This window comes from Ruminococcus hominis, from assembly GCF_014287355.1.
Classification (GTDB): domain Bacteria; phylum Bacillota; class Clostridia; order Lachnospirales; family Lachnospiraceae; genus Schaedlerella; species Schaedlerella hominis.
In genome coordinates this window covers 282,673-303,643 of record NZ_JACOPE010000001.1, presented here as the reverse complement: position 1 = coordinate 303,643, position 20,971 = coordinate 282,673, and the positions used below count along the sequence as shown (strand labels likewise).

Below are 20,971 nucleotides of genomic sequence, written 5' to 3'. Positions count from 1 at the left end.
AGCAAGGCTCTGCCTGATTATGGTGCAAAAAAATATTTTCTTATAAAAATCATCTACTTTTATGATAATAATACTTTTTAAAAGCTTAGGGAAGAGAACTTCAATAGGTTCATACTATGATGAAAAAAGCTTAACTAAATGTTATTGACTCCGTCCCAATCGGCTCCCAAAAAAGCCACTAATCTCCGTCCCTATCTGGTTCTAATCTATTAAATCATTTTGAAAACGTGACAAATGTTCATACGGCAGAATCAGTCGTCCGCGATATAATCCACATCCATCATTAATTAAATTGTTATCCACTGCCCCGAACATATTAACATCTAATTTATTCAGTTCTATTCCCAGCAGAGCCATTCCTCGTTCATATGCTTCATCAAAATATCTGCACTCTCCTTTTGGAATTACGTCTCGCCTTGCACGTTCTTCTTTTTGTTTCTTCTCATATGCTGTATGATTTGCTTGTCCTATTTCTGCAATATCGTCCATTGTTTTTGTTCGAATCTGGACTTCCATAAAGCTTCTGGATGAATTATCAAAAAAAGTAATATGTAACGACTGATAGCCGTTTGCACTTTGATTGGAAATATAATCTCGATAATAAGGTTTCACTTCCTCATTCAGAAGTGGTGATTCACTTATCTTTACACCATATGCCGATTCAGCAGTAAATCCGCGTTCCTCCAAAAATCCCGGCAATACATTTGCAATTTCGTACAAACATTTTAACTCCTCTGCTTTCCGTTTTTCTTCATTTGGATAATGGCATTTTGGCATTGAGATGACAATACGATATGCAATAAAATCACGAAAACAACTCAACCGATCCTTGATTTCTGATACAGACGGATACGTTCCTCTTTCCACATAGTAATCATAAATATATTCTACTATATAACCATTAAACTTTGCCTCTGCCCTAATTAATGATTTAATACGTCCTTTAAAAGTAAATGCAAGGAATGGATATTCTTTTGCCATATATTTATAAAACTCCCGGATTTGCTGTGACTGTGCCGTCAGGAAATCATTATGCTCCAACAGACCTCTGATCTGAAGTAAAAAATTACAATGTGTCAGATCAATCGCATTGTGCGTCCGCTTTGCTTCTTTTCGCAAATCTGCTATGTACTTATCCAGGATACGGAATATGGTATCTCCTGAGTACAGATAGTCATTTAATTTAATCATGATATCATCCCCTCTGTCAGCATTTATATAGAACAATTTAACCCATATTTCGTCAAAATACAAGCCCACAGCAAGCCACAGGGACGGAGTTTAATGGCCTTTTTACTCGCAAAAAAGCCATTAAACTCCGTCCCTGTCTGGTTCCTGTTTGGTCCCTGTTATAATACCCATCAATACGCATATACTATTTATATCTCCATTCTCATTAAACAAGACAACTTATTCATGATATTGTCTTGTATGCAAGACAATATTGATATATAATTATCTCATATAGAAAGAGGTGACATATATTATGAATCGAGATACTATAAAACAAATCATGATTGATCAAAAAGATATTTATCTCAACAATCCATTAATAACAAGACAATATTCTCTAGAAACCAATGTCAATTATTGCTTTGTTGGTATCAGAAGAACCGGAAAGTCATATATGATGTATCAACAAATAAAGCAATTAGAAGACAATGGAATTCCCTTGTCCCAAATTGTTTATGTAAATTTTGAAGATGAGCGTCTTTTGGAAATGACTGCTGAAGATCTAAATCTCATTTTAGAAATCGGATTAGAACTATCCGGAACTGATGTCAAACCATATCTATTTTTAGACGAGATTCAAAATATTAACGGATGGGAAAAGTTCGTTCGCAGAATTGCGGATATGAAATATCGAATCAATATTACTGGCAGTAATAGTAAAATGCTAAGTAACGAAATAGCTTCTACTTTAGGTGGGCGCTTTGTTATTATGAATGTTTATCCATATTCTTTCTCTGAATATCTAATTGCAAATAATATGACAAAGAATTATCTGGATGTTATTAGCACCAAAGACAGGGCAGATGTCCAAAATCAATATAACGAATACGTAACTTATGGAGCGTTTCCTGAATTAGTTGAAATAAAGAACAAAAGGGCTTTTTTGAACAGCATCTATCAAACCGTATATCTTGGTGATATTATAAGCAGAAATAAAATCACCAACGATTTCGCAATAAGGCTGATTTTAAAGAAAATTGCAGAATCTGTCACAAAACCTTTATCGTATAACCGACTGACTAATATATTAAAAAGTAGTGGAATGTCTATCGGTAAACAAACCGTAATAAACTATGTCAATTATATGACAGACTCCTACCTGCTCTTTACTCTGCAAAACTATGCCGCCAAACTTGTAGAAAAAGAGACTTCTCCTAAGTATTACTTTATGGATACCGGACTTCTAGGACTTATGCTGCTAGACTGCAAATCTGCTCAACTGGAAAATCTTGTTGCAATCGAACTGATGCGACGTTATGGTACCGAAAATGTCTATTTCTTTGAGAATAATGTAGAAATTGACTTTTATGTACCATTAGACAATCTTGCTATCCAGGTCAGTATGCAGGTTCTGGATAACATAGATACAAGAGAACGTGAAACCAGAGCCTTTGTGAAGCTAAATAATTTTATCCCCAACGCCAAATGTATTCTCATTACTAATAGCGAAGAGGCTGTTATTGATTGCGATGGAATCAATATTGAGGTAATTCCTATTTGGAAATGGTTGTTGGATAACTAACCAGACAGGTATAGACCAGACAGGGACGGAGTTTCATGGTCTTTTGCTCAGCAAAAGAACCATGAAACTCCGTCCCTGTCTGGGTCCATACCTATATTCTCTCAATCCGCTTCCATCCGGTCATATCCATTCCCAGCATGCTCTTAATAATCCACACAAAGAATATCATTACCAATATCGGAATCAGACATGAAGTTACGATCATAACCGCCAACGCCTCAATAAAATTATTCAACACATTTTGTATTTTAGCCGTTGTATCCGATACTCCATCTTTCACTTTGGAAATAAATCCACTCACACCACTACTTTCCTCTTCGTCGCTACTATCTTTGATTTCTTCTGTCGTCTGTTTTGCCGAATCGATTGTTTGCTCAATAGATGTCTGATATGTTGTCTCTATCATATCCGATACCTTTACACTGACCGGCACAATCAGATAGATACCAAGTCCAAATAACACCAACTTATATGCAAACTGCTTCCATATGTTCCGTTTAAATATCTCACTCGCCGAATATAATACACAGGCAATTGGTATTAATATCATAAATGCTGCATAGCCCGTTATCGTCAGCAAATATTTTTCCAAAAATAATGCACATAATACAACCAGAAAATACGAGCTCAAATCTGCCAGTTTTTCCGCAATCGGAGTTCCTGTATCTCCCGGAATCAACGTGATTGCCGCTGAAGCTGCCGTGGAAGCCGCTGTCAATTCCATAACCGTTGTCTTCTTTTCATTCAAAAACTGTATTGTTTTGGCATGATATTCTGTAGATGTTGTGAATCGAGCGAATACAAAAACAGACAATAATGCAATTATTAATGGTATAACTATTTTTATAATTTGCTTTCTTTTGTTATTCATACGCTTCCTTTCATCAAACTGTTTCACTTTTGTACAAAGTATATGCTGTTGTCCCATTCAAATAGATTCCCATTTGCATCCTCTCCTCTGCATTTTGATTTATCCACAGTATAACATAAGTCCTGCAAAATTACTAAAAAAGAATACAAAAAAACCACCGCCCCCAACGTTCGCAGCCGTTAAAAACAGTGATTCCTGAGTGCGCGATCAGGGGTTCGAACCCTGGACACCCTGATTAAGAGTCAGGTGCTCTACCAACTGAGCTAATCGCGCATCTTTTATTAAATTTGTATGCCTCATCTGTGACACAATAGATATTATATCGGAGGCTTTTAAAAAATGCAAGTATTTTTTTATATTTTTTTCATATTTCGAACATTTTTTTATTTTTGCACCTATCAAAGGTAATAATTACATTTTCAAACAAGCTACTTTAACATTTTCTTCCTATAGAATTCAAGACCTTGCTTACTTCGTCCAACGAGTCCTTCACACACACCACAATTTTATTCCACTTTACATTACAATATAGCTTTTGACTCAACGCTACTTTCCAGGTTCTGCGTTTTTTCTTCATTTACACATCCCCACAAACACCGCTACTGCTCACTTTAGATTGTGAACAGTAACGTAAGCTTTTTATATTATATGTAACAACTACTTTTTTATTTCCTTGTTGCAATCAACTTATTGATCGGCTGACCTTTTGCTGAAAATTTTGCTTCATACTCGGTCATAATATTGCCTTTATTCATCTCTTCATTGTGATGCAGATCAAAGGTATGTGCAAGCAGCTCCCAGCCTTCTGCTTCTTCTATCTGTTCTAAGGAAAAATCAAACAGCTCTGTGTTGTCTGTCTTAAATTCAACTTTTCCATGCTGAGCAAGGATTCCTTCATATCTTTTCAAAAATTCTTTCGATGTCAGTCTTCGTTTTGCATGTCTTGCTTTTGGCCATGGATCTGAAAAATTCAGATAAATTTTATCCACTTCTTCCGGTGCAAATACTTTATCCAATTCTTTTGCATCCATACAAATAAAACGGATATTTTCAAGTTCTCTGTATTCATCTCTGTCAAATTTTTCCACTGCTCTAAGCAGTACGCTTGAATAACGTTCGATTCCAATATAGTTTACATCTGGATGAGCCAGTGCCATATTTAGCAGAAATTGACCTTTTCCCATCCCAATCTCAATATGAATTGGTTTACTATTCCCAAATACCTTTGCCCACTTTCCTCGTTCTGCCTCCGGCTGATTGATTACCACATCATGTGCCTCTATTGTACTTTCCGCTCTTGGAATATTTCTAAGTCTCATACTGTTTCCTCCTACTATCTAACATTCATCAGGTCATTCTTCGTTTGACCTGCTATTTTCCATCATTTTTATCATTTTTATTTTTAATTTTTTTCATCATATCATAAACCAATCCTACCGGTCAATTTTTGATAATATTTTTTCGCCCTCTGTTTTTCTGGTGATTTTGTATAATTTTATCGTTTGTATTCCGCTATTTTTATTGTATTTTTTTCAAAAAGGTGTATGATAAAAACATCACAAGTAAAAATCAACAAGGGAGGCTTCTTATGGATTCTATTGTAAAAAAACTATCCGAAATCGAATCGGCCGCTTCTTCCATTGTGGAGCATGCTGAGGCACAAAAGGAAGTTTTGGATAAAGAATATCAGGAAAAACGACGGCTCTTTGATATTGAATTAGAAAGTCGTACCATGTCCGAGATTCAAAAGATCCGTGATCATCTGGAAACTGATACACAAAATGTTTTAAATGGTCAAAGTAGTGATAACAATTCTGCAACCATTGCCTTGCAGAAGAATTATAAAGAAAGGCATTCGCAATATGCACAGGAAATCTTAGCACGTATTACGACCGTGTAGATCACAGGTTTTCACATCATTGTTTACATTTTACTATAAGTAACAACACATTTTCATGCAAACGAGGTGACAAACATGGGAAATTTACTGGCATACAGTGGTATTGTAACTAAGATTCGTGCAATGGAAGCAAGGCTTCTGAATGATAAAAATTTCGAAGAAATTGCCGAGCTTCACAGCGTCCCGGAAATTGTTTCTTATCTAAAAGAGAAATCTTCTTACAGCTTTGTATTAAATGATTTGTCTGACGAGCAGCTTCATCGCGGTAATATTGAGAAAGTTTTAATTGGACAATTATATTATGATTATTCTAAAATCTATCGTTTTTGCGGGCTGGAACAACGAAAATTTCTGGAACTTTATGTTTCCCGCTATGAAGTAGATTTGATCAATTATTGCTTCCGTATTGTGATCAATCATTACTCCGAGCCTTTTGATTTAAATTATAAGAAGAATTTCTTCGATAAATATTCTCAGATTTCTATCGATAAACTAATCACATCACGTACAACGGATGAATTAATCGAGAATTTGAAAGATACGGAATATTATGAACCATTGAAGCGATTAAAGGAAAAACCTAACATTACTCTTTTTGATTACGACCTTGCTCTGGATCAATATGCATTTGCCAAGGTCTGGAAAAAGCGAAAAAAAGTTTTAAAGAAAAAAGAGCTTGAGATTCTTACAAGAGATTATGGTTCAAAGATTGATCTGTTAAATCTTCAATGGATTTATCGAGCAAAGAAATATTATGAAATGAAACCGGTAGACATTTATGCATTATTAGTACCGATTCATTATAAACTTTCAACCGAACTTGTTAAAGAACTGGTTGAAACACCTTCTGTAGAAGAATTTGATCATATTCTACGAAAAACTTCTTACTGGAGGCACTATGATTTCAATGAAACACTAACAATTGAACAGATGTATCGTGATTGTCTTTACCATCTTTACACGGTAGACCGACGCAGAAATCCTTATTCTATTGCTACGCTCAATACGTATCTGTTCTTAAAAGAAGAAGAATTAAGAAAGCTGACAACCGCCATGGAATGTGTGCGTTACCATTTGTCTCCTGGTGAAACGTTAGCGTATATTGGAGGTAAAACTCTATGATTGTAAAAATGAAATTTATCAACATTTCGGGTCCTCGAAATGATATCGACCGCGTGACCGACACATACCTTTCCAAATATGAAATCCAATTGGAATCGGCATTGTCTGAATTAAAAACAGTCGACAATCTCCGACCATTTGTTGAACTCAATCCATATCGAGATGCTCTTAGTATGGCTAATAAATTTGTTGGCTATCTGGACAATCCCGACAAGATCAAACCAGATGCGACACTTGCTCTGGACGATATGTTTGAACTTGTACGTACTGCAAATGAAGAGTATGAACATTTGCAAGAGAAAAAAGAAAAACAGAAGCAGGCTATTGGAGCTGCTCAGCAGAAACAACAGATTATTTCGCCTTTCCAGCCACTGGACTGCAACATTCAAGAGGTTCTGAATTATCGATTTATTGCTTACCGCTTTGGAAAACTTCCTATTGAATATTATCATAAAATGCAGAAATATCTGGCTGATGACCTGGATGCTATTTATGTAGAAGGCGAACGTGATGATACTTATGTATACGGAGCTTACTTCGTATCGCCTGGTGAAGCCCCGAAAGCGGATGCTATTTTCCGTTCGCTTCATTTTGAGCGAATCACTTTAACAGATGAATACAAAGGAACACCTTCACAGGCATATCGAGCACTTTCACGTGAGATTGATAAATCACAAAAAGAGATTGAAGCTCTAAATCAACAAATTGCCGATTTCCTTACAAAACAGGGACCTCAGCTGGTTGCTGCACAAAAACGTCTGCAAGAGCTTTCTAATAACTTTGATGTTCGTAAGATGGCAGCCCGCATGGAAGAAAACAAAGAAGATTATTACATTTTATGCGGATGGATGGCAGAAGATGATGTCGAAAAATTTACAGAAGAAATTAAAAATGATGACAAAGTCTTTGTTGTTGTAGAGGAAGAACGGGATAAATATTTTGGAGAACCGCCAACGAAACTGGAAAATCCAAAATTATTTAAACCTTTTGAAATGTATGTACAGATGTATGGTTTGCCTGCGCACAATGAAATGGATCCTACCATTTTCGTTGCATTGACTTATTCCTTCATCTTTGGTGCAATGTTCGGTGATGTTGGTCAGGGACTTCTCCTCTTGATCGGAGGCGGACTTTTATATCACTTTAAGAAGATTCCTCTGGCAGGAATTGTATCCTGTGCCGGTTTCTTCTCCACCATTTTTGGATTTTTATTCGGAAGCATTTTCGGATTTGAAGATATCATTCAGCCGCTTTGGTTAAGACCAATCGACCATATGACGACATTACCTTTTATCGGTAAGTTAAACACCGTATTTATTGTCGCTGTTGCTTTTGGTATGGGTGTCATTATATTTGCTATGATCCTCCATATTATAAATGCGGCTCGTAGCCACGATGTAGAAGCTACCTGGTTTGATATCAATGGTGTTGCAGGACTTGTATTCTATGCTTCCATTGTAGCTGTTATCGTTTTATTTATGACAGGGCATAAAACCCCTGCCGGATGGGTTCTTGCCATTATGTTTGGCATTCCTCTTCTTTTAATCTTATTCCGTGAGCCACTCACAAAGAAGATTGAAAAGAAAAGTAACAAAATGGAAGAAAGCAAAGCAATGTTCCTCATTCAGGGATTTTTTGAATTATTTGAAACACTGCTCAGCTACTTCTCCAACACCTTGTCCTTTGTCCGTATCGGTGCTTTCGCTGTCAGTCATGCTGCAATGATGGAAGTTGTACTGATGCTTGCCGGTGTCGAAGAGGGTAATCCGAACTGGATCGTCATTGTACTCGGTAACTTGTTCGTGTGTGGTATGGAGGGATTGATCGTCGGAATTCAGGTTCTTCGTCTGGAATATTATGAAATGTTCAGTCGATTCTACAGTGGTTCCGGACATGCATTTTCACCATATTCACAAAAAACTGAATCAAACTCAAAGAAATAAATTATCATTTTATAGGAGGCGTTTATTATGACAACTGCAACAAAACTTATTTTTATCGTCGCTCTCGTACTGAGCATCATCATTCCTTTTGGATATTACTTAATCGGAGAAAAAAACAAAAAACGTTATAAACGTACTATCGGTGTCAATGCATTTTTCTTCTTTGGTGCTTTTGCCATCGCATCGATCATGATGCTGGGCGGACCAACTGTACACGCCGCTGATGCAGCAGCTACTTCCGGTTCACTTGCAACAGGACTTGGATATATCGCAGCCGCTCTTGTTACAGGACTTTCTTGTATCGGTGGCGGTATCGCCGTAGCAAGTGCTGCAAGTGCTGCTCTTGGTGCAATCAGTGAAGATTCCAGCGTACTTGGTAAATCTTTAATTTTCGTAGGTCTTGCAGAAGGTGTTTGTCTGTATGGACTGATTATCTCCTTCATGATTTTAGGAAAGTTGTAAAACACCGCTTGGGCTGCAGGTATTTAATACAGCAGCCGGAATGGAGTATTTTATGAAAATGTATTTAATCAGTGACAACGTCGACACCTATACCGGCATGCGTCTTGCCGGCGTAGATGGTGTTGTTGTCCATGAACGTGACGAACTTCGTGAAGAATTGGAGAAGGTCTTGCTCGACAAAACAATTGGTATCGTCCTCCTGACAGAAAAATTCGGTCAGGAATTTCCAGACATCATTGATCAATTCCGTCTGGAGCGAAAGATGCCTCTTTTGATCGAGATTCCTGACCGACATGGTACAGGACGTAAAAAAGACTTTATCACTTCTTATATCACAGAAGCAATCGGATTAAAATTATAGGGAGGTAGTACCTTGACTTTAGAAGAAAAAATTGCACATTTACAGGCGACCTCCATGGAGGAGGCCCGGGCTCAGGGCAATGAGATTATTGACTCATACCGGGATGCTCTTGAAAAAGTATTACAGGATCACAAAGTAGAAGCTCAAAGACAATCTGAGATCCGTATTAAAACAGAGACGATCAATGCAAAACAGCAGATCAATCAATCGCTTGCCAAAGCACAACTTGACTTAAAACGTGAGCAGAGCAAAATCCAGCAGGATCTGAAAGATAAGATTTTTAAAGAGACTCTGGAGCTTGTCCATGATTATATGAAATCAGCAGATTATCCGGATTTCTTGATTCGCTGTATCCGGGATGCTCTTACATTTGCGAACGGATCTTCTATGACGATTTATATTAACCCGTCAGATGAATCCTTGAAATCCTCTCTTGAGGAAGCTACGGGCACACAGCTTACAATCAGTACAGAAGATTTTATTGGTGGAGTCCGCTGTGTCATCCGCGACAGAAATATTTTGATCGATCATTCATTTAAAACACAATTACGAGATGAATATGATAAATTCTTATTCTCAGGAGGTGACGGAATTGCTTAATACTGCTACAATCTACGGAATCAATGGTCCCGTCATTTATCTGAAGGGAAATACAGGATTTCGCATGTCCGAGATGGTTTATGTAGGAAAGGAAAAACTTGTCGGAGAAGTAATTGCCCTGACAAAAGATATGACAACTGTCCAGGTGTATGAAGAGACCAGCGGTCTACGTCCCGGCGAGGAAGTCGTTGCCAGCGGAAGTGCCGTATCAGTCACTCTTGCCCCTGGAATCTTAAATAATATTTTTGATGGTATCGAACGTCCTCTTGAAGAAATCGCCAAGAGCGGCGGAGCTTTTATCACTCGCGGTGTCACTGTTGATTCTCTGGACCGTGAAAAGAAATGGGAAGCACACATCACCGTAAAAGAAGGAGATTTTCTTCGTGGCGGAGATATTATCGCAGAGGTTCCGGAGACTCGTGCCATCGTTCATAAATGCATGGTTCCACCGGAAGTGGAAGGAACCGTTGTCCATGTTGTTCCCGACGGAGCTTACACAATTGATGAAACTCTTATTACTCTGCAATTAAATGACGGCACTACAAAAGAACTTACTATGACACAACGCTGGCCTATCCGAGTTGCAAGACCAACTCATCATCGTTTTCCGGCTTCTACTCCGCTGATTACAGGACAGAGAATCATTGATACGATGTTCCCAATTGCAAAAGGCGGAACTGCTGCTGTCCCTGGTGGATTTGGTACCGGTAAAACAATGACTCAGCATCAGATTGCCAAATGGTCTAATGCCGACATCATCATCTATATCGGTTGTGGCGAACGAGGCAACGAAATGACGCAGGTTCTGGAAGAATTCAGCCAGTTGGTAGATCCTCGAAGCGGTAACCCTTTGATGGACCGTACCACACTGATTGCCAACACTTCCAACATGCCTGTAGCCGCACGTGAAGCTTCTATTTACACGGGATTGACACTGGCTGAATATTATCGCGATATGGGATATGATGTAGCGATTATGGCTGACTCTACATCTCGTTGGGCTGAAGCGCTTAGAGAACTTTCCGGACGTCTGGAGGAAATGCCTGCCGAGGAAGGTTTCCCCGCTTATCTTGCATCCCGTCTGTCAGCTTTTTACGAGCGTGCCGGTATGATGCATAACTTAAATGGAACGGATGGTTCTGTTACTATCATTGGTGCAGTATCACCTCAGGGTGGTGATTTCTCTGAACCGGTAACGCAGAATACCAAACGATTTGTCCGCTGCTTCTGGGGACTGGATAAAAGTCTTGCTTATGCGAGACATTTCCCGGCAATCCACTGGCTGACAAGCTACAGCGAATATCTGGGAGATTTATCACCTTGGTATCAGGATCATGTTTCTCCTAAATTTGTGGACTACCGCAACCGCCTGATGGCACTTTTAAATTCAGAGAGCAGTCTTTTGGAGATTGTCAAGCTGATTGGTAGTGATGTACTTCCTGATGACCAGAAGCTGATTCTTGAAATCGCACGTGTTATCCGTCTTGGATTCCTGCAGCAAAATGCATTCCACAAAGATGATACCTGCGTTTCACTGGAAAAACAGTTTCTTATGATGGATACGATTTTGTATCTTTACAAACAGGCAAGAGCTCTTGTAACTATGGGGCATCCAATGTCTGTTCTCAAATCAGAAAATATATTTGACCGCGTTATCGCCATCAAATATGATGTGCCGAATGACCGGCTTGAAATGTTTAAACAGTATCATCGTGATATTGACGCGTTCTATCAACATGTACTGGAAAAGAATGCATAAGGAGGAAACTATACTATGTCAATTGAATATTTAGGCTTAAGCAGTATCAATGGTCCTCTTGTTGCACTGGAGGGCATACAGGACGCTTTTTATGATGAAATCGTAGAATTTGTCGTAGATGGAACAGAACGTAAAATCGGACGTATTATTGAACTTTATGAAGACAAAGCCGTCATTCAGGTTTTTGAAGGTTCCGAAAATATGTCTTTAAAAAATACACATACCAAACTGACCGGTCATCCGATGGAGATTGCATTATCCCCGGATATGCTTGGCCGCACCTTCAATGGTATCGGACAGCCAATCGATGACCTCGGTCCAATCCATTCTTCATTAAAACGAGATGTCAACGGACTTCCTTTAAATCCGGTAGAACGTGAATATCCACGTAACTATATCCGTACCGGTATTTCTGCGATTGATGGATTAACCACTTTGATTCGTGGACAAAAGCTTCCGATTTTCTCAGGAAATGGACTTCCACACGACCAGCTTGCCGCACAAATTGTAAAACAGGCTTCTCTGGGAGAAAATTCCGACGAACAGTTTGCGATTGTATTTGCCGCAATGGGTGTTAAGCATGATGTTGCTGATTTCTTCCGCCGCACTTTTGAAGACAGCGGAGTTGCCGACCACGTAGCCATGTTTTTGAATATGGCAAACGATCCGGTAGTGGAGCGTCTGATCACACCGAAGGTTGCATTGACCGTTGCCGAATATCTTGCATTTGAGCAAAATATGCATATCCTCGTTATCCTTACCGACATGACTTCTTTCGCAGAAGCAATGCGAGAGGTTTCATCATCAAAAGGAGAAATCCCAAGCCGTAAAGGATTCCCAGGATATTTGTACAGTGAACTGGCAACTATTTATGAACGTGCCGGCATCGTAAAAGGTGTGAATGGTTCTGTTACCCAGCTCCCGATCCTCACAATGCCAAATGATGATATCACACATCCAATCCCTGACCTGACCGGATATATCACCGAAGGGCAGATCGTATTAGAGCGACAATTGCATGGACAGTCCATTTATCCACCGATCAATATTCTTCCATCTCTGTCACGTCTGATGAAAGATGGTATCGGTAAAGGATATACAAGAGAAGATCATCAAGATCTCGCCAATCAGCTCTTCTCTGCTTATGCAAAAGTTGGAGATGCCCGTAACCTAGCCTCTGTTATCGGCGAGGATGAGCTTTCTCCAATCGACAAAAAATATTTGGAATTTGGTAAAGAATTTGAAACCCGTTACATCGGACAAGGCGTAAATGAAAACCGTACAATAGAAGAAACCTTAGACCTCGGTTGGGAACTGCTTGGCAGATTACCAAAAGAAGAATTAGACCGTGTAGATACTAAAATTCTGGATAAATACTATCATCCTATGCAGACTGAGGAAGAATAACTTTTCATCTTTAACATCAATGCACTATCAATTTTTCAGATGAAAGGAGGGATTTCATGGATCCTCGTACATTTCCCACAAAAGGAAATCTGATGCTTGCCAAGAATTCTTTGGCATTGGCACAGCAAGGCTACGATCTGATGGACAAAAAACGAAACATCCTGATCCGGGAGCTGATGGATCTTATCGACGAAGCCCGCGATATTCAGGACGAGATTGATTCGACCTTTACCTATGCATACCAATGTCTGCAGCGTGCAAACATCGAACATGGAATTAACCAGGTTTCCCAGCTTGCATATACAGTTCCGATTGAGAATTCTATCGTAATACAGACCCGAAGTATTATGGGAACGGAGATTCCCCATGTAAAATATACTCCCGCCAATGTTATGCCAACCTATTCATTTAGCACAACCAGGGAGTCCATAGACCTTGCCACAAAGGCATTTCAGAAGGTAAAAGATTTGACCGTTAAATTATCCATGGTCGAAAATGCAGCTTATCGTCTTGCAACGAATATAAAGAAAACTCAAAAGCGTGCAAACGCACTTCAGAATATTACAATTCCAATGTATACAAATCTTGTTTATACGATCAGTAATGCATTGGAAGAAAAAGAACGTGAAGAATTTACTCGGCTAAAAGTTATCAAACGTATGAAAGAAAAGAAGGGTTAGAGCATTTGCTCCACCCTTTTTTCTTATTGGTTTTTCAAATCATCTGCTATTTTCTTTTCTTTCTTGGCTTTCCATGAGTCTTTTTCGTTGTTCTTATGTTTCCGTCAAACTCAAACACCGCCACTCCATATCCGGCTAATGGGTATGCGAATGAATAATCCTGTCCATCACATTCCTGTTTCGTTGCGCGGACTACAGAACCTATTTTTCTGTCCTGTCCACCATATCTCTGATCTTCACTATCCAAGATTAATTTATACTGACATCCTCTTGGTACTCCGACACGATAATCCGGACGTTCTACCGGAGTAAAGTTACATATGAACAATAAACTCTTCTTTCTATCCTTTGAATATCTTACAAAACTGAAAATACTTCTGAATACATCATCTTTATTAATCCACTGGAAGCCACTTGGCTGCGTATCTAATTCATACAATGCTTTCTGGTCTCTATACAAATGAAGTAAATCCTGTACCCAGTTCTGAATATGCTGATGTGGTTCTTCCGCCAGCAGATACCAGTCTAATTCACGTTCCTCACTCCACTCACGAAGCTGTGCAAATTCCTGTCCCATAAACAATAGCTTCTTACCAGGATGCCCTGCCATAAATGCATATGCCACTTTCAGGTTACGGAACTTGTCCAATCCTTCTCCCGGCATCTTATTCAACATAGAGCATTTCAAATGAACAACTTCATCATGAGACAATACAAGAATATAGTCTTCACTATAAGCATACTCCATTGAGAATGTCATCATATAATGTGCATTTTTACGGAACAGCGGATCCAGTTTCATATATTCTGTAAAATCATGCATCCAGCCCATATTCCATTTTAAGCTAAATCCAAGGCTATCCTTCTCCGGATCTCCTGTCACCTTCGGCCATGCAGTAGACTCTTCTGCAATCATTACACTGCCATGATTTCTGCCAAGTACCACTGAATTCAGATGTTTAAAGAACTGAATTGCTTCCAGATTCTCATTGCCGCCGAATTTATTCGGTATCCACTGTCCGGCTTCTTTTCCATAATCTAAATACAACATAGATGCTACTGCATCTACACGTAATCCATCTACATGGAAATGTTCAATCCAGAATAATGCACTTCCAATCAAAAAGTTCTGTACTTCTGGTTTTTCATAATCAAAAATCTTTGTTCCCCAATCAGGATGTTCTCCCTTTCTTGGGTCTGCGTATTCAAACAATGGCTGTCCGTCAAACTCAACCAGTCCATGTGCATCTTTTGGAAAATGTGCCGGTACCCAGTCAAGAATAACACCAATATCATTCTTATGCAGATAATCAATCATATAAGCAAAATCTTCCGGCGTTCCATAACGAGAAGTCGGTGCATAATATCCTGTCACCTGATAACCCCAGGAGCCATCATATGGATACTCCGAAATTCCCATCAGCTCCACGTGTGTATATCCCATATCCTTTACATATTCCGTGATTCTCTCTGCAAATTCACGATATGTATAGAATCCTTCATCTTCTCTTCCCGGATGTCTCATCCAAGAACCCATATGCACTTCATAAATAGACATTGGGTTCGTTTTCTCATCCCACTTTTCTCGTTTCTTCATCCATGAAGAATCACTCCAATTCAAATTCGAAATATCGGTGATCCTAGATGCATTCCCTGGTCTGAGTTCTGCATAATTTGCAAATGGATCTGCCTTATCAATTTTTGCCCCGTTCTGTGTCTCAATACAGAATTTGTACAACTGTCCTTCTTTTGCACCCGGTACAAATTTTGTATAAATTCCCATTGGATCATGACGCTGCATCATGTCAGCATTTAAATCCCACTCATTAAATTCTCCAATTACAGACACGCTCTTTGCATGTGGTGCCCACACTGCAAAGTACACACCCTTGACTCCATCTACTGTAACCAGATGTGCACCCATCTTTTTATATAATTCATAGTGTGTTCCATTTCCAAACAAATATTGGTCCAACTCCCCAATTTCGTATGGCTGAACTGTCTTTTCCTCTGTCATATTGTTTGCCATAAAGCCACCTCGCAACTCGTATTTTATATAATCTTATTATACTTGATATGATAGAAAAATAAAAGAGAAAAGCGTGTCGAATCGAGAGTTTTAGCGTGTTTTTTCTAAAATTTTTAACATTTTTCTTTAATTGTTTTTACTATAAAGATACTTGATTTTATAACTAAAAGACAATGTCAGATAAAACGAAAAATTTCTCTGATAAAAGAAAAAAAGAGGTTGTCTCATCACTTTTTTCAGTGATAAAACAATCTCTTTTTTATTGCTCTTATATTAAATATGGAAATCTTTTTCTGTCAGCAGAATTCGATCTGCTTCATCTGTACCTTTTCCAAATACACGTTTTACAAGCTTTCTTGCAGATGCCTTCTTTGAATGCTCCATTGCCTCATCCATAATTTCTTTTACTTCAGCAACTGTTACAAAATGATCTTCTCTTTGTAATGCATCAATACGACTATATAAAGCAAGCAATCCCATCTCATCAATACGGTAACCATTTTCCTGTGCATAAGTCTGACCAAATGTTACCAACTCATCATTAATAAAAATCGGAACCTCCAGGCGGCTTGTAAATTTCTTTCGGAACTCACGGTTAGAAGATAACAATCTGTCCAGTGGTTTTCTTTGATCTTCTAATACGATAAGAAGTTCTCCTGTATCCTGTTCCATAACTTTATTTAATTTTGCAACTGTTCTTTCATTAAGCTTACCTGCTTTTTCAATAATGAGGGCCCCGCCATATAACTTACGGAAAATCTCTCCTATTTTCTTCTTATTCAACGATTCTCCGGTTACAATAGCAACCTTACCCTGATGAATATTTCTCTGTCTCTGAATTGCCTTTACAACATCTACTGCCAGAACAGTTTTACCATTTCCCTTGTTACCAATAATCAACAAGTTTCCTGTTCTTGATGTTCCACGTCTATTTGTACAATTTTTATCCTGTTCCAAAACATCTACTAACTGCTCACTCATTCCTCGAACAGGAACGAAGTAAGAGAATAATCTCTTCTGATCTGCTGTTAATTCTGTTTTTTTCTTTCCTGATTCTGAAAGTAACTCATGTCTGTTATGAACAAGGAATCCTGTATCAGAAATAGATAATGCATTAGAAATCTCATCCAATGGAAGCGGTGCTGTCTTGCCTGTAGCAATTAATTTTGCTGTTTCTTTTCTACTAAGCGGTGCTGTCTTAGAAAGGAAATTAACACCAGCATCATCATCTTCATCATCCATCAAGCGATCGTCATATTCATCATTTGATGACTGCGGACGGAATTCTGCTTCGAATTGTGCTGCTGCATCAGCTGCACCATATTCTTCATCATCCTCGTATTCATATTCGTCTTCGTATTCATCTTCTGGATACTCGTCGTCCTCGTACTCGTCTTCGTATTCCTCTTCCGGATACTCGTCATCCTCGTACTCGTCTTCGTATTCTTCTTCCGGATACTCGTCATCCTCGTACTCGTCTTCGTATTCCTCTTCCGGATACTCGTCATCCTCGTACTCGTCTTCGTATTCCTCTTCCGGATACTCGTCATCCTCGTACTCGTCTTCGTATTCCTCTTCCGGATACTCGTCGTATTCGTCTTCGTATTCTTCTTCCGGATACTCGTCGTCCTCGTACTCGTCTTCGTATTCTTCTTCCGGATACTCATCGTCCTCATACTCGTCTTCGTATTCTTCTTCCGGATACTCATCGTCCTCATACTCTGGCGAATCAATTTCTGTTTCTTGTTCAAAAGCCTCTTCTTCCAGAGCAATTGCATCAACCTCGTCCGAAATATCATCTTCCATATCCGGATAAAGATCTCCAAGCTCATCTGAATAATCTTCTTCTGCTTCAAACGACGCAAAACGATCATCCATAATTCTTTCAAATTCCTGAGTATAACCTCCCTGTGGTTGAACAGCTTCCAAACTTTCTTCTTCCTCTACCGGAAATTCATCTGCATATTCATCTTCATACTCATCTTCATATTCATCTGAGTCATCTACCCTTAACATGTCCATTTCCTGTTCCATGTTATCTTCTGGCATACGCTCCTGCATTTTGGAAGCAGATGTGCTGCTTTCTGACATTGGTTCTTCATCTTCTCTTGGAATTACACCTTCAATCTCGTCTATCAGACGTTGTATGTCTGGTGGTAAGATTGGCTCTCCTGTCTTTCTTTCTACGCTCATTGTTTCCTCTTTCTCAGGCTCTGCCTGCTTGATATCCTTCACAGACTCAGCTTCATTCAATGCTTCATCTATTTTTTCTACCGATTCCGCTTTATTATCTGAATTTTCTTCAAACGCATCTGTCAGCTCATCATCTGACCATTCTTCTGCCGAATCTAAATTCAAAATATCTTCTTCTGATATTTCCTCTGTTTCTTCATCTTCTGGTTCTTCTTTGATGATTTCTTCCTCTTCCGGTTCGATAATCTCCTCGGCTTCTGGCTCTTCCTCGATGACTTCTTCAGCTTCCGGTTCAATAATCTCCTCGGCTTCTGGCTCTTCCTCGATGACTTCTTCAGCTTCCGGTTCAATAATCTCCTCGGCTTCTGGCTCTTCCTCGATGACTTCTTCAGCTTCCGGTTCTTCAAATTCTTCCGCTTCTGCCAAGGCATCCTCTTCATCCCATGCAGCAAACAATTCTTCAAGGCTCATTCTTGCTGTCACTTGATTATCCAGCTGATCTTCTTCCTCATCTTCCGGCTCAATATATTTTGCCTCAAGAACCTGTTCTACTTCGAAAATTTCATCCTCATCTATCATTTCTTCTTCAGCATATTCTGGTTCAATAACTGCCTCGGATTCCGGCTCTTCTTCGATAATTTTTTCCTCTTCCGGTTCAATAATCTCCTCGGCTTCCGGCTCTTCTTCGATAATTTCTTCCTCTTCCGGTTTGATAATCTCTTCGACTTCCGGCTCTTCCTCTTCCGGTTCGATGATCTCCTCGGCTTCCGGCTCTTCTTCGATAATTTCTTCCTCTTCCGGTTCAATAATCTCCTCGGCTTCCGGCTCTTCCTCGATAATTTCTTCCTCTTCCGGTTCGATAATCTCCTCGGCTTCTGGTTCTTCCTCGATAACTTCCTTGGTTCCACCATACATAGCTATTATCTCTTCCGGCGACATTTCTACTGTATCCTCCAGATTCATTGGCAATGTATCATCCAGATTTACTGTCGTTTCAGGTTTAGATTTTAGTTTTTTCATACTAAGTTCTTCCAAATCTGAATCAACCTTGACATCTTTCACTGCTTCCAGCGCTTTTTTCTGTGCTCGCTTCTGTTCTACCCTCTGCACCAGACTTAAATCTACAACATCTTCAATATCTTCAATTGCATCATTCAAATCTGACAAATCATCATCTTTTTTCTCAGCTTCTTCGTCTGAACTTTCTCTAGAACCGCTATCTGAACCACCAATGTGTAATAAAGCCTTCAATGCCTCATCTAAACGCATTGTATTACCGATTTTTTTCTTCTCCAGTTGTTTCTCCTCGACTTCTGATTCTGTTTTTACTTCAACGGAATCTGCTTTTGGATCAAGCACCTGTTCCTTCACGTCTTCGGAAGATTCTGTTTTTTCTGCAATTTCTTCCGACTCTTGTTCTTCTTTTTCCTCTAACTTCTCTTGCTCCACAGTTTCTGTCTCTGCTGCTTTTCTTATCGACTCTGTTAATGAATCAATTGAAGTAGGCTCAAAAGAATCTGCTTCTCCTAAAATCTCTGCTTTTGCTTTTGCACGAACCTCTGCTTTTACAACATCCTCATCTACAAATTTGTTCGCTAAAGTTTCTTCAACTACCGGAATTTTAATATCTGACTCACTCTCTGCTGATTTATCTGATTCTGCTTTTTCCGCTGTCTTAGCTGCATCTTCCTCAGTCTGCTCTTGTGTTGAAGTAACAGGTTTCACTGCCACCTTAACGCCATTCTCATCTACATTATTTAAATCAGGCAATTCTTCTGTAGTAGTTCCCGGCTTTTCATATCTTCTATTATACTTTTCCTGCTGTGATGGTGTCAGCGGTTTATAACGCATCTTCAGTTCCATCGCCTGATATACATATTTTCCTTCGCTGAACCATAAAATCAGATCATCACACTCTTCCAGACACTCCGTAATCTTGCCTGCCCGTTCGTATAATTTAGCAAGCTCATATGCCCACTCTTCCACATACTCTGCCTTTTTAAATGATTCGAGTGCATCAATCTGTTGCTCGATCGGAGCTCTCTGTACTTTTAAAATCTGGTATTTTAAAATATACTGATTTGGATCCTTCGGTGCAATATGAAGGAACTCATCATAATAATCTATTGCCTCATCTACATTTCTTGTTTTTAATGCAAGTGTACACAGGCGATATACGATCTTTCTACTTCCTTCTGCCCTATGATAAGCAATTTTCAAGACTTCGAAACTCTTATGATAATCTCTGCTTTTTTCATATATGTCACTTACATTCATCAGCATTGTAGTATTACGAACTCTTCGCCAGTCAATACTATCTGCAAGTTCTGCTGCTCTGCTGTATGCACCATCTTCCATCAGTTCAAGCATTTGTTCTGTCTTCAGCTTATACTCATACTTGTCCACTGTACTCACCTCGTAAACTTACTCTGTCGTTTCTTTCTCTAAATTATTTATACTCTCTTAAATTCAAGAATGCCTCTGCATTCTTAGTGCCTCTTATTGATTTTGTAACTCAATATTTTTTATATTTATCCTACTTATAATTATCAAAGGGTAGACTCCCCGATAATCATTTCTTAGTTTACCATAAGTGCTTCACAATGTCAAAAAAATGCATCCACAATTGACATTGCAGATGCATTTTCTATTTCTTTTTCTCTATTCAATTTTTTATTATTTTATTTCCGCGCTATCTCCCGAATTATTCTTTCTATAACTGTTCAATACCTGCAGTACCCTTCCTTCGATATTCCAAATACTTACTTAATTATTCCATCTATAATCAGGTATCTCGCTATTTGATCTGATTTACATCTGATGTTTCTTTACACATCTTATGAAATCCTATCTTATGTGGTATCTATGTTCAATATGTCTGCTGGATTA

General features: G+C 38.9%; 15 protein-coding genes and 1 tRNA gene. 10 read left to right on the top strand and 6 right to left on the bottom strand.

Annotated features, from left to right (window positions below):
- Positions 1 to 201: 201 nt before the first annotated feature.
- Positions 202 to 1,191 carry a RelA/SpoT-related domain-containing protein gene (locus H8S40_RS01265; RefSeq protein WP_118738266.1) on the bottom strand — a complete coding sequence of 330 codons (990 nt, stop codon included), beginning with the start codon at positions 1,189 to 1,191 and terminating at the stop codon, positions 202 to 204.
- A 295-nt stretch (positions 1,192 to 1,486) separates the two neighbouring features.
- Between H8S40_RS01265 and H8S40_RS01260 the strand changes: the two genes are divergently transcribed.
- Positions 1,487 to 2,755 carry an ATP-binding protein gene (locus tag H8S40_RS01260; protein WP_186864358.1) on the top strand — a complete coding sequence of 423 codons (1,269 nt, stop codon included), beginning with the start codon at positions 1,487 to 1,489 and terminating at the stop codon, positions 2,753 to 2,755.
- 91 nt (positions 2,756 to 2,846) lie between these two features.
- On the opposite strand, the gene H8S40_RS01255 is transcribed toward H8S40_RS01260, so the two are convergent.
- From H8S40_RS01255 to trmB, 3 genes are all read right to left on the bottom strand, one after another.
- Positions 2,847 to 3,683, bottom strand: coding sequence for a hypothetical protein (locus H8S40_RS01255; RefSeq protein WP_243238139.1), 837 nt, complete (start codon positions 3,681 to 3,683; stop codon positions 2,847 to 2,849).
- A gap of 143 nt (positions 3,684 to 3,826) precedes the next feature.
- Positions 3,827 to 3,899 (bottom strand) — tRNA-Lys (locus tag H8S40_RS01250).
- 392 nt (positions 3,900 to 4,291) lie between these two features.
- The gene (trmB, locus tag H8S40_RS01245; protein ID WP_118738268.1) at positions 4,292 to 4,945 is read right to left on the bottom strand and encodes a tRNA (guanosine(46)-N7)-methyltransferase TrmB; all 654 of its coding nucleotides are present in this window, start codon (positions 4,943 to 4,945) and stop codon (positions 4,292 to 4,294) included.
- Between the two features lie 269 nt (positions 4,946 to 5,214).
- Between trmB and H8S40_RS01240 the strand changes: the two genes are divergently transcribed.
- The 9 genes from H8S40_RS01240 to H8S40_RS01200 all read left to right on the top strand — a co-directional run bounded on the left by H8S40_RS01240 (position 5,215) and on the right by H8S40_RS01200 (position 13,860).
- Positions 5,215 to 5,526, top strand: coding sequence for a hypothetical protein (locus tag H8S40_RS01240; RefSeq protein WP_022075707.1), 312 nt, complete (start codon positions 5,215 to 5,217; stop codon positions 5,524 to 5,526).
- Between the two features lie 75 nt (positions 5,527 to 5,601).
- Positions 5,602 to 6,648 (top strand): V0D/AC39 family V-type ATPase subunit, encoded by a 1,047-nt coding sequence (locus H8S40_RS01235; RefSeq protein WP_186864357.1) that lies wholly within the window; start codon positions 5,602 to 5,604, stop codon positions 6,646 to 6,648.
- Positions 6,645 to 8,591, top strand: a complete 1,947-nt coding sequence (locus tag H8S40_RS01230) for a V-type ATP synthase subunit I (RefSeq protein WP_118738269.1) — start codon at positions 6,645 to 6,647, stop codon at positions 8,589 to 8,591. Before H8S40_RS01235 ends, H8S40_RS01230 begins: the two co-directional genes overlap by 4 nt.
- Before the next feature lie 27 nt (positions 8,592 to 8,618).
- Positions 8,619 to 9,053: an ATP synthase subunit C gene (locus H8S40_RS01225; protein WP_022075710.1), complete on the top strand. Its 435-nt coding sequence runs from the start codon at positions 8,619 to 8,621 to the stop codon at positions 9,051 to 9,053.
- Between the two features lie 52 nt (positions 9,054 to 9,105).
- Entirely contained in the window at positions 9,106 to 9,414 is a 309-nt protein-coding gene (locus H8S40_RS01220) for a V-type ATP synthase subunit F (protein ID WP_022075711.1), read from the top strand.
- Positions 9,415 to 9,426: 12 nt separating this feature from the next.
- Positions 9,427 to 10,014: a V-type ATP synthase subunit E gene (locus tag H8S40_RS01215; protein ID WP_022075712.1), complete on the top strand. Its 588-nt coding sequence runs from the start codon at positions 9,427 to 9,429 to the stop codon at positions 10,012 to 10,014.
- Positions 9,974 to 11,773, top strand: coding sequence for a V-type ATP synthase subunit A (locus H8S40_RS01210; RefSeq protein ID WP_022075713.1), 1,800 nt, complete (start codon positions 9,974 to 9,976; stop codon positions 11,771 to 11,773). Before H8S40_RS01215 ends, H8S40_RS01210 begins: the two co-directional genes overlap by 41 nt.
- A gap of 15 nt (positions 11,774 to 11,788) precedes the next feature.
- Positions 11,789 to 13,180, top strand: coding sequence for a V-type ATP synthase subunit B (locus H8S40_RS01205; protein WP_022075714.1), 1,392 nt, complete (start codon positions 11,789 to 11,791; stop codon positions 13,178 to 13,180).
- 56 nt (positions 13,181 to 13,236) lie between these two features.
- Positions 13,237 to 13,860 (top strand): V-type ATP synthase subunit D, encoded by a 624-nt coding sequence (locus H8S40_RS01200; protein WP_186864356.1) that lies wholly within the window; start codon positions 13,237 to 13,239, stop codon positions 13,858 to 13,860.
- A gap of 46 nt (positions 13,861 to 13,906) precedes the next feature.
- On the opposite strand, the gene glgB is transcribed toward H8S40_RS01200, so the two are convergent.
- Entirely contained in the window at positions 13,907 to 15,889 is a 1,983-nt protein-coding gene (gene glgB / locus H8S40_RS01195; RefSeq protein WP_186864355.1) for a 1,4-alpha-glucan branching protein GlgB, read from the bottom strand.
- A 273-nt stretch (positions 15,890 to 16,162) separates the two neighbouring features.
- On the bottom strand, positions 16,163 to 20,488 hold the full coding sequence (locus tag H8S40_RS01190; protein WP_366482129.1) for a hypothetical protein: 4,326 nt from the start codon (positions 20,486 to 20,488) through the stop codon (positions 16,163 to 16,165).
- Positions 20,489 to 20,971 lie beyond the last annotated feature (483 nt).